This is a genomic window from Sphingobium sp. D43FB, from assembly GCF_002312805.1.
In the GTDB taxonomy this organism is placed as follows: domain Bacteria; phylum Pseudomonadota; class Alphaproteobacteria; order Sphingomonadales; family Sphingomonadaceae; genus Sphingobium.
Map to the genome: position 1 here is coordinate 92,342 of NZ_NMUA01000018.1, position 11,345 is coordinate 103,686.

Genomic DNA, 11,345 nt, shown 5'->3' on the forward strand with positions numbered 1-11,345 from the left:
GAGGAATGCGAAAGCGCAATCCCATGCTGTTTGCCGAGCTGATGGCGCTGGCCACCCCCGCCCTGTCAGCACCCGCCGCACCGCCCGCTCCCGCAGATTTTCGCGCCCGCCTGCCGGAGGATGAAATCATCTATTTCGTCCTGCCCGACCGCTTCGACAATGGCGATCCGCGCAATGACAAGGGCGACTTTCGCGGCGACCGGTTGACCCATGGCTATGACCCCACGGCCAAGGGCTTTTTCCATGGCGGCGACCTCAAAGGCCTCACCAGACGGCTAGACTATATTCAGGGGCTGGGCGCGACCGCCATCTGGGTCGGCCCCATCTTCCGCAACAAGCCGGTGCAGGGTGCCAAGGGCCAGGAAAGCGCAGGCTATCACGGCTATTGGATCACCGACTTCACCCATGTCGATCCGCATTTCGGCACCGACGCCGATTTCGCGGCACTGGTGGAGGCCGCGCACAGGCGGGGCATGAAAGTCTATATGGACATCATCGCCAACCACACCGCCGACGTCATCCAATATCGCGAATGCGCCGTTTCCGCCTGCACCTACCGCTCGCGCGCGGACTATCCCTATCAACGGCGCGGCGGCGTCACCGGCCAGCCGATCAATCCCGGCTTCACCAGCGATAATGACCATCGCGCGGACAATTTCGCCCAGCTGACCGATCCGTCCTACGCCTATACGCCCTATATCCCCAAGGGCGAGGAACAGACCAAGACGCCCGCTTGGCTGAACGACGTCACCCTCTATCACAACAGGGGCGAAACGACCTATCGCGGCGAAAGCGCGACGATGGGCGACTTTGTCGGGCTGGACGACCTCATGACCGAAAATCCGCGCGTCATTGCGGGGATGATCGAGATATTCGGCGACTGGATCGACCGTTTCGGTGTCGATGGCTTCCGCGTCGATACCGCCCGCCATGTCGACCCGCATTTCTGGCGGGCCTTCGTCCCCGCCATGCAGGCCCGCGCAAAAGCCAAAGGCATCCCCAATTTCCACATCTTCGGCGAAGTGTCGGAAAGCGATATCCTGTCCGGCCCACTCGCCTGGCACACGCGCGAGGGCGGCTTTTCCTCGGTCCTCGATTTCGCCTTCCACCAGGTCGCGATCCAGACCGTCGCGGGCAAGGGCGCAACCGCCCTGTGGGAAAAGATGCTCCAGGGCGATGCCCTCTATGTCCAGGGTGAAGCCACCGCGCGGCAACTGCCGACCTTCATTAGCAATCATGACAATGGCCGCTTCGCCACCTTCGTCCGCCGCGCCTTTCCCGCCGCCAGCGAACAGGAAGTGCTGGACCGCGTCACGCTCGGCCACGCCATGATGCTGACGCTGCGCGGCGCACCGACGCTCTATTATGGCGATGAACAGGGCTTTACCGGTGACGGCGGCGATCAGGACGCGCGCGAGGATATGTTCGGCAGCAAGGTCGCCATCTACAATGACAACCGCCTCGTCGGCACGGATGCCACGACCGCCACGCCCCGCTTCGATCCCTCGCACAGCCTCTATCGCACCATCGCCGCGCTCGCCCGCCTGCGCACCGCCCACCCTGCCCTGCGCCGGGGCAAGCAGGTGGTGCGCGCCCGATCGGAAGAACCCGGCCTGTTCGCCCTCTCCCGCTTCGATCCCGACACCGGCGCTGAATATCTGATCGCCTTCAACACATCGACCGCGCCGATCCAGACCCATGTCCAGGTCGATGTCCGCTCGGACGCTTTCGCCACGCTGGCGGGCGCACCCTGCGCTGGCCCTGCCGCTGCCCCCGGCAGCCTGGCCGTCACCCTCCCCCCTCTCGGCTACAGCCTGTGCGCTGTCCGCGCGCCGTCTTCCCCATCTGCAAAGTCCCCTGAATGACCGACATGCCTGAACCATGGTGGCGGGGTGCCGCCATCTACCAAATCTATCCGCGCAGCTTCGCCGACTCCAATGGCGACGGTATCGGCGACCTCAACGGCATTACCGCCCGCCTGCCTTATGTCGCGTCACTGGGGGTCGATGCGATCTGGCTGTCGCCCTTCTTCAAAAGCCCGATGCGCGACTTCGGCTATGACGTGTCGGACTATTGCGATGTCGATCCGATTTTCGGCACGCTCGCCGATTTCGATGCGCTGGTCGCCCGTGCCCATGCGCTGGGCCTGCGCGTCATCGTTGATCAGGTCTGGGCGCATACATCCGACCAGCATGGCTGGTTCGTAGAAAGCCGCGCCAGCCGCAACAATGCCAAGGCCGACTGGTATGTCTGGGCCGATGCCAAGCCGGACGGATCGCCGCCCAATAATTGGCAGTCCGTCTTCGGCGGTCCGGCCTGGACCTGGGACGCACGGCGTGGCCAATATTATATGCACAGCTTCCTGCGCGAACAGCCGCAATTGCACCTGCACCACCCGGATGTGCAGGCCGCCGTGTTCGACATCATCCGCTTCTGGCTCGACCGGGGCGTCGATGGCTTTCGCATCGACGCGATCAACCATTCGATGCACGATCCAGAGCTGCGCGATAATCCGCCCGCACCCGACGATGGCAGCCTGCGCACCCGCCCGTTCGATTTCCAGCTCAAAACCTATAATCAGAGCCACCCGAACATCCCGCTGTTCCTCGAAAAGGTCCGCAGCGTGTTCGACGCCTATCCTGATCGCTTCACCGTCGCCGAAGTCGGCGGCGCGGACAGCGACCGGGAGATGAAAGCCTTTACCCAGGGCGACCAGCGCCTCAACACCGCCTATGGCTTCGACTTCCTCTATGCCCCTGCGCTGACGAGCGACTTGATGAAAAGCGCGCTGCAAAAATGGCCAGCGGAACAGGGGATCGGCTGGCCGAGCTGGGCCTTTGAAAATCACGATGCCCCCCGCGCCGTATCGCGCTGGGCCAAGGATCATGACCCGCAAGCCTATTGCCGGATGAAGATGCTGCTGCTCGCTTGCCTGCGCGGCAATATCTTCCTCTATTATGGCGAGGAATTGGGCCTGTCGCAGGTCGATATCGCGTTCGAGGATTTGCAAGACCCCGAAGCCATCGCCAATTGGCCGCTAACCCTGTCCCGCGACGGCGCCCGCACGCCGATGCCGTGGATCGCCGATGCGCCCTATCTCGGCTTCTCCGACGCCAAACCCTGGCTGCCGATCGGGGAAGCGCATCGCCCGCTCGCCGTCGACCGGCAGGAGGTGGACGCCGCCTCCCTGCTGCACTGGACTCGTGAGGTTCTCGCCTTGCGCAAGGCCTATCCTGCCCTGCGCGCCGGCACCGTGGACTTTCGGGAGATGCCCGGTGACCTGCTCGCCTTCGAACGCAGCCATGGCGGCGAACAGCTGCTCTGCATCTTCAACCTTGGCGATCAGCCGGTCAGTTGGACGCCGCACGATGCGGAACGCTGGCAGCCGATGCTGACATGCGGGGGTGCCACGGCATGGCACTTCCCCGCCGCCGCCGCCCTCGTCGCCCACTATCAAGGACATATAGCATGACGCGACTGACTGCGCCCACCCTCCGCATTTTGGCCATCCCGCTTTTCGCCCTGTCGCTGGCCCCGATTGCCGCGCGCGCCGATGTCGTCGCCAAGGCCGCCTCGCCCGATGGTCGCATCACTCTGACCGTCAGCCTGGATGGCGAGGGCCGCCCCAGCTACGCCGTGCAGCGCGACGGCCAGCCGCTGATCGCCGACAGCCGCCTTGGCTTCATGCTCACCGACGCGCCCAAGATCGAGCGCAACCTGACGCTGGCGGACACGAAGCGCGACCGGCGCGACACGACATGGACGCAGCCCTGGGGCGAATGGTCGACCATTCGTGACAATCACAGCGAAATCCGCCTCGCCTTCCGCGAAAAGAGCGACCTTCAGCGTGAAATGGATGTGACCTTCCGCCTGTTCGACGATGGCGTGGCCTTCCGCTACACGCTGCCCGACCAGCCCAATCTGCACCATGCCAATATCGCCGAGGAACTGACCCAGTTCGCCTTCGCCCAGCCCGGCACCGCCTGGTGGAAGCCCGCCTTTGAATGGAACCGGGAGGAATATCTCTACGACAAGACGTCGCTCGATGCGGTCGGCACGGCGCAGACCGTCATGACGGTAAAGCTGGCCAGCGGCACCCATGTCGCGCTGCATGAAGCGGCATTGGTCGACTATAGCGCAATGAACCTGGCGCGGGTGCAGGGCAACATGTTCCGCGCCGCCCTGACGCCGGGCGCTGGCACCGCCAAAGTCTCGCGCGATGCGGGTTTCTCGACGCCCTGGCGCACCATCGCCATCGCCGACGATGCGGCGGGCCTCTACATGAACCACATGATCCTGAACTTGAACGAGCCTAACAAGCTGGGCGACGTGTCGGGCTGGATCAAGCCGGGCAAGTTCGTCGGCGTGTGGTGGAACATGATCAAGGGCGAATGGAGCTGGGCGCGCGGTCCCAAACATGGTGCGACCAACGCCAATGTCCGCCGCTATATCGACTTTGCCGCCGCCAGCGGCATCCCCGCCGTGCTGGTCGAGGGATGGAATGTCGGCTGGGACGGCAACTGGTTCGGCGATGGCAATGCCATGAATTTCTCCCAACCGACCGAGGATTTCGACGCGGATGCGCTGGCGGCCTATGCCAGATCGAAGGGCGTCACGCTGATCGGCCATCATGAAACCGGCGGATCGGCCAGCCATTATGACGCGCAACTCGACAGCGCCTTTAAATGGGCGGCCGACCATGGCGAACAGGTGGTGAAGACCGGCTATGTCACTGATGCCGGGCAGATCGAGCGCGTCGATGCCGATGGCACCCGACATCGCGAATGGCATGAGGGCCAATGGATGGTGAATCACTATCTGCGCGTGGTACAGGCCGCCGCCAAATATAAGGTCAGCATCGACAGCCACGAACCGGTCAAGGACACCGGCCTGCGCCGCACCTACCCCAATTGGGTGTCGCGCGAAGGTGGCCGGGGCATGGAATATAATGCCTGGGTCGGCGGCAAGAACCCGCCGGAACATGAAGCCAATCTGGCCTTCACCCAGATGCTCGGCGGCCCGATGGACTTCACGCCCGGCGTGCTGAGCCTGTCCGGGTCGGAAGGCAGCACGATCCAATCGACGATTGCCAAGCAACTCGCCCTCTATGTGGTCTTGTATTCGCCCGTGGTGATGGCCGCCGATACGCCGGAAAATTACGCGAAATATCCCGGCCCCTTCCAATTCATCAAGGATGTGCCGACCGACTGGTCCGACACCCGCGTCCTGAACGGCGAAGTCGGCGACTATGTCACGATCGCGCGCAAGGAAAAGGGCGGCGATGACTGGTATCTGGGTGCGGTTGGCGACGAAGAAGCCCGCGCCAGCCAGGTGACGCTCGATTTTCTGGATGCCGGGCGCAGCTATGTCGCGGAAATCTACCGTGACGGACCAGGCGCGGATTATCGCACCGACGCGCGCCACGCGATCGTGATCGAGAAGAAGACGGTCAGGAAGGGCGACCGGCTGACGATCGCGCTGGCACCCGGTGGCGGTCAGGCGATCCGTTTCGTAGCGGGCGGCAAACCACGCCGGCGCTGACATCCTATTTCCTGTCCTACAGGCCGCGCGCGCTCTATGCTGCCAACCGCGGCCTGCATCGACGTCCGACTTTCCGATAGGATCAGAAACGGGCAATAAAATATCGAAATTGCCGGGAAATATGCGAAGTTAAGGGGCGGATGCGGGATGGACGGGCAACATGACAGCACACAGATAACCCGCCCCCGACAGGGTTTTGCGGGACTGTGGAATATCAGCTTCGGCTTCTTTGGCATCCAGATCGGCTTCGCCCTTCAGAACGCCAATATGAGCCGCATCTTCCAGTCGCTGGGCGAAAGCCTGGACGATCTGGCGTTGCTGTGGATCGCTGCGCCCCTGACCGGCCTGTTGGTCCAGCCGATCATCGGCCATTATAGCGACCGGACCTGGTGTCGGTTCGGTCGTCGCCGCCCCTATTTCTTTGTGGGTGCCCTGTTCGCGGCGGCAGCGCTGATCGGGATGCCCAATGCCCCCGGTCTGCTGGCGGCAGCGATGATGCTCTGGATACTCGACGCATCGTTGAACATCTCGATGGAGCCGTTCCGTGCCTTTGTCGGCGACATGCTGGACAAGGATCAGCATATGGCCGGCTATGCCCTGCAAACCGCCTTCATCGGTGCGGGCGCGGTGATTGGCTCTGCCACCCCCTGGATGCTTGACCAGATGGGTGTCGCCAATGTCGCCGTCGGGCCGGGGGTGCCCGACACGGTACGGATCAGCTTCTACATCGGCGGGGGCGCGCTGTTCCTGGCGGTGCTATGGACCGTGCTGACGACGCGCGAATATGCGCCCGACCAGATGGCCCGTTTTGCGCGGGCCGATGACGACGCCGCAGGCCTCGCACCGGCGACACGCGCCATGCCTGCGGGTGGAGCAGGCTGGATCGCGACAGGCGTCGCCATATTGGCGATCGTGTGGACCTGGTCGCTGGAAAAGGAACTGTATCTGCTCGGCGCGTTGCTGGCCGCCTATGGCGTGGCGCGCCTCGTCGCCCGCTGGCTCCATGGTCAGGGTCGCAACGACAATCTGCTCAGCCATGTCGTCGGCGATTTCGCAGCCATGCCGCCGCTGATGAAGAAACTGGCGCTCGTCCAATTCTTCACCTGGTCCGCACTGTTCATCATGTGGATCTATACCACGCCGGTCGTCGCCCAATATATGTTCGGATCGGCCGATCCCGCCAGCCCCGCCTATAATGCCGGGGCCAACTGGGTCGGCATATTGTTCGCGACCTATAATGGCGTCGCCGCTCTCGCCGCCCCCTTCCTGCTCCAACCGCTCGCCCGCCGCATCGGCCAGGCGAACACCCATGCCATCGCGCTGATGCTGGGCGCACTGGGCTTCTTGTCCTTCCTGTTCCTGCGCGACGCGCAAATGCTGCTGCTCTCGGAAGTCGCGATCGGCATCGCCTGGGCATCCACCCTCGCCATGCCCTATGCCATGCTCGCGTCCAGCGTGCCGCAGGCGAAGCTTGGCATCTACATGGGTCTGTTCAACGCCTTCGTCGTCATCCCGCAACTGCTGGTCGCCACCGTCATGGGCACCATCATGCGCCACGCCTTTCCGACCGAACCCATCTGGACCATGGCATTCGCCGCCGGCGTCATGCTGTTGGCGTCGGTGGCAACGCTACGCTGCCGTTAGACGGAGAGATTCCATGATGATGCTTGCCGCTAACGTCCGAAAACGCTGATGCGCCTCGCACGCGGTCCAAGCCAAAATAAAAGCCAACCCCTTGTCTTTACAAGAAATTGTCAGCGCATTTTATCTGTTTGAAGATTTGGTGGGCCCGGCAGCAACCGATCAGTAAGTGTTAATCCCATGAGAAGAAAAGATATTTCATCCCGCCATTTTGATTTTACCCCAGTTTTTATCCCGAGGCAGCGGCCAAACATCGCAACCTAGCAATGCTTTTTCCGCTCCCCTCTTCTACCCACTTCACTCCAAAAAGACCATATCGCTCTTAGGCCTTGATAGCCATTTCCAGATGGTCGGCCGCCTCGCCACACAGGTGGGATACGTCAATCGCCGGTGCCAAGAATGTTCGGTCTGGCGGCCACCGTGCGAGGCATGACCCTGAGAAGTCTCGCCACGTCTCGCGCATACGCGATCTGCCGCCGTCTGTTCGGGCTATGATAGACGCCGATCGACTGCCAATAGTCTTTGGTTTGTGAGAGTGCGGAGAGGAATATCCATTTGGCCGCACCCACATTGAAGCAGGGATCATCTGTCAGCCAATTCCGGACAGACACAACATCGCGATCGATGAGCGCCGCAATTTTTGAAACCCACCAGTCATTTACCTGCATGGGGCCGAGGTCGAAGCTACCATTGCTGTTGCGAACCTGCGCCCCGATCCAACCATCCTCTTTCTGCCGCAGCGCGAAGAGGGTGTGCGCCAGCCATCTACGCCCCTCAGAATGGTGACGGATACACTGGCCGATCAAAAGCTCCTGGGCGTCTGTTGATGGGGGCACGGATATTCTCGCGCTAGCGGGCATGGCAAAGATCCCGACAAAGAATACGGGCAGCACCGCAAAACTCACTGACGCCCTTGAAATCTTGGTGATCATCGTTCCAAACCTTTTCGTGGCTGATGCACGGGATCATGCTGTTTGGTTGCCGGTCGCTCATCGGCCTGTTCGGGCTGACCTTTCACCAGTGCTCGGGACAGGCGAGCCATGGTCTCCATAGCCTGGCGGACTGCGGCGGCCGAACCCGTCTCTACAGGGTAACCTGAACGATCGAGTGCGCGGTCTCGGCGTCCTTCCGCCTTTAACAACCGAGCCTTTTCGATCTGCGGACCAAACCGTGCCTGGAGTGCATCGGACTTCCGGTTGTTCAGTTTCCCAAGGGCTTCAAGGGCCGAACTCTTCTCGCCGGAGCGACGCTCGAGCTTATCTGTCAGCCGCTTTGCATCCTCGGTCCAGAGCTTAACCCCAAACCGGGCGCGGGTGATCGCGGTGTAGAAGTTTTGGCCGTTCACAAGGGGTGAAGCGACCGGTGCCAAAATATAAACGCGGGCGTAAGTCTTGGATTGCGAGGAAAATACGGTTTCGGCATAGCCATAATCCCATGTCTTGAACCGTGAGAGATCGACCTCGCGCACCTCGCCGGTCCGATCCCATCGGATTGCGGCGACCGAACCCTGCAATTGCTCGACGGTGCCGCGCTCGGCGTTCTTGAGATCGAGCGCCTTGGTCGCAAGACGCCATTGGATGCGATCGCCCTGGGCAAGGTCGCGCTGTTCGCTGTTGAAGACATTCACCTGTGTCGCGCGGCTCAGTCGAGGGTCCCAACGGATCTGCCTGCCCTGCTCATCAGCAAGTCGCACGATGGGACGACCGTTGGGTTCCCGCCCTACCCCCACGACCCGATACTCGGCCTCGCGCGTGACGCCCAAGCGATGGTCGTCACGGCTGAACATTACCGTCTGGCCGCCTGAATAAAAGCGCGCCATCTTCCTTTGCTCGACCGACATCCGGGCCGGCGTCAGGACCTGCAACCGACTGTCCTGCGCCGCAATCCCGCCCTCGGCACGAAGGGCCTGTCTGATCTGGTCGTTCACGACCAGGCGCGTGGCGTTGTCGAGAACAAGGATGTTCGTCGAGTCGCGGTTTGCAGGTTTCAGACGAACCCATTGCGAAACAAGGTCTCCGGCGAGGGCATCAGCGGTCATGCCCGTCACGACCTTGTCGAGACGATCAATCGCGCCAGCATAATCTCCAAGCCGGGCCTGCATCACAGCCTCTCTCATGAGGGAGGACTGCTGGCGCACAGGTTCGGTGAGCTCTGCCTTGGGCAGCCCCAGCGTCTGGAGAAGCCAGAACGCCTTGCCCTGCTCTATGGCGCCGGTCTGCTTGTTATCGCCCAGAAGGAGGATGCGTGCGCCGGTATCGCGGCTGATCTCAAGGAGCCTGAGTGCCTGACGGTTACCCACCTGCCCCGCCTCATCAAGGACGAGCAGATCATTGCCGTCGAGCCTCTGACCGCCGGACGCCAAGAGACTGGCAACCGTCCGCGAGGATATCCCTGCATTCTCTCCCAGCTCGGCCGCCGCCGAAGAGGTCGGCGCGATTGCCTGGATCCTGGTCTGCGGATCTAGCGATGCCGCCAGCACGCGCACCAGGGTGGACTTCCCCGAGCCGGCGACGCCGTGGATACCAAGCAGCCGATCTCGGGAACCTGCGAGCAGCGCGAGCGCCTGTTCCTGGGGCGGTGTAAGGCCCGCCCCCTCAAGAGCGAGCAGCAGGCGATCGCTGGACGCCAGGCGCGGCGCATCGTCGATAGCAAGGGCCAAGTGATTTGAGAGGGCGAGTTCGAGTCGCACAGTCCTGCGGCTGGTCCTTGCGCGGGTAAGGATCGCGTCCCCGCTCTGATGGCGCCCTGCAAGGAGCTTTCCCCTCGCCTCATGCTCCTGGATATATGGCCGAAGGTCGCTGAGCCTAACCTCACCGACATGGGCGGCGAGTCCCGATCGGATGATCTGGCCCTGATTGTTGACGGCCTCGCCCGTCTCACTGTGCCGCAACCCAAACAGCGCGGCCCGGATCGCGAGTGCCGGCTCGACGGCAAATACCGCTCGCTCGCCATATCCAGCGGATTGACGAAGCTGGGTGAGGGACGCTAGCTCTTTCCCGGCCCGTTCCCGCCATTGGGCATGCAAATCATCCAGGCCGATCTTCTCCTTGGAGCGGCGGGTCTGGTAAAAGGACCGTACCCTCGCCGCCTGGCCGGCATGGCCATGTTCGGCGGCATGTTGGTTGATCTGTTGGGCGCGCTGCGACATCCGCTGGATCAGCTTTTGAGGGACGTCCTTGATCTCGAACAACCCGCGCTGCGGATCAGCATCGATCTCATATCCCAGTTCGCGAAGGCCATGGGCCAAGGCATTGCGGTATACCTGGCCCGCTACCATCTGCTCGGCGAACATGGCCCGCGTCTCAAGGCTTGTCATCTGCGCGCCATCGGCTCGGTTGGTGATGTTCATCACGACGACATGGGTGTGAAGATGCGGATCAAGCTCGCGGCTGGCATGTTCGGTGAAGCGCGCGAAGAGAAGGCGGCCGGTCGTCTCATGGGTGATCCCGCATTCTTTGCGGTACCGAAACGCCGCATGTTCTTCGAGCCAGCCAAGCGCCGCGCCGACAGCCTGCTCGTGAAGATCGAGCACTCGATCGTCCTTGCCGACAAGCGCCATGATCGACACCGACTTTGGCGCATTAACGGCAAAGTCCCACCCTGGGTGATGTTCAACTGAACCATCCGCCCTGTGTCTGCCCAGCGTCTGCCCAGCGACGCTGCCAGCCAAGAGTTCCTTGAAGCGCTGGGGATCGACCTGCCCTTCAAGGCCTAGTTCGCGCGCTATGAGGCCGCCCCATTCGCTGGGTTCTCCCTCGCCTTTCGAGTAATAATCTCCCACCGAATAATAGCGGGCGATGTTCCCGGCCGAGCCGGAGAGGCGCCGGGGATGAATCATGCCGGTTCGGCCTCATCGGGGGTGTCATCGACGCGCCCGTGGCGGAACAGCGGAACGGTGCGCGCGCCTGCTTTAGGCCCCAGCATGGTGGTTGGCTTCGCCGCGGGCGCCTGCGACCCGCGCGCCCGACGAGGCGTGGTTGCATCACGTCCGGCCGGAAGGGAAAGTTCAGGCGATACACGCTGAGGCTCTACCGCATATAGCGCGACGATCTGGGTGAGAGGTCAGCGACTATCAGGATGAGAACAGATTGTCGCGGCGGGTTCATGGTGCCGGGTTAGATTGTCGCTGGCAAGGGCGATTCTTCGCTCTGATTGTCGCTGAT

At 62.5% G+C, this 11,345-nt stretch carries 6 protein-coding genes; 4 read left to right on the forward strand and 2 right to left on the reverse strand.

All coding sequences use genetic code 11. The features are described 5' to 3' along the window. Window positions 1-5: 5 nt before the first annotated feature. The 4 genes from SxD43FB_RS15690 (at window position 6) to SxD43FB_RS15705 (ending at window position 7,185) form a co-directional block, all read left to right on the forward strand. A complete protein-coding gene (locus SxD43FB_RS15690) occupies window positions 6-1,865 on the forward strand; it encodes an alpha-amylase family glycosyl hydrolase (protein ID WP_096063003.1) in 1,860 nt (619 codons plus the stop codon). Beyond that, entirely contained in the window at window positions 1,862-3,472 is a 1,611-nt protein-coding gene (locus SxD43FB_RS15695; protein ID WP_096063004.1) for an alpha-amylase family glycosyl hydrolase, read from the forward strand. Before SxD43FB_RS15690 ends, SxD43FB_RS15695 begins: the two co-directional genes overlap by 4 nt. Then, window positions 3,469-5,541, forward strand: a complete 2,073-nt coding sequence (locus SxD43FB_RS15700) for a glycoside hydrolase family 97 protein (protein WP_096063005.1) — start codon at window positions 3,469-3,471, stop codon at window positions 5,539-5,541. The genes SxD43FB_RS15695 and SxD43FB_RS15700 overlap by 4 nt, the downstream gene beginning before the upstream one ends. 147 nt (window positions 5,542-5,688) lie before the next feature. After that, window positions 5,689-7,185, forward strand: coding sequence for an MFS transporter (locus SxD43FB_RS15705; RefSeq protein WP_096063006.1), 1,497 nt, complete (start codon window positions 5,689-5,691; stop codon window positions 7,183-7,185). Window positions 7,186-7,562: 377 nt separating this feature from the next. On the opposite strand, the gene SxD43FB_RS15710 is transcribed toward SxD43FB_RS15705, so the two are convergent. Together SxD43FB_RS15710 and mobF are read right to left on the reverse strand one after the other, a co-directional pair. Further along, window positions 7,563-8,114 (reverse strand): lytic transglycosylase domain-containing protein, encoded by a 552-nt coding sequence (locus tag SxD43FB_RS15710; protein ID WP_096063007.1) that lies wholly within the window; start codon window positions 8,112-8,114, stop codon window positions 7,563-7,565. After that, entirely contained in the window at window positions 8,111-11,020 is a 2,910-nt protein-coding gene (gene mobF / locus SxD43FB_RS15715; protein WP_096063008.1) for a MobF family relaxase, read from the reverse strand. Before mobF ends, SxD43FB_RS15710 begins: the two co-directional genes overlap by 4 nt. Window positions 11,021-11,345: the final 325 nt, after the last annotated feature.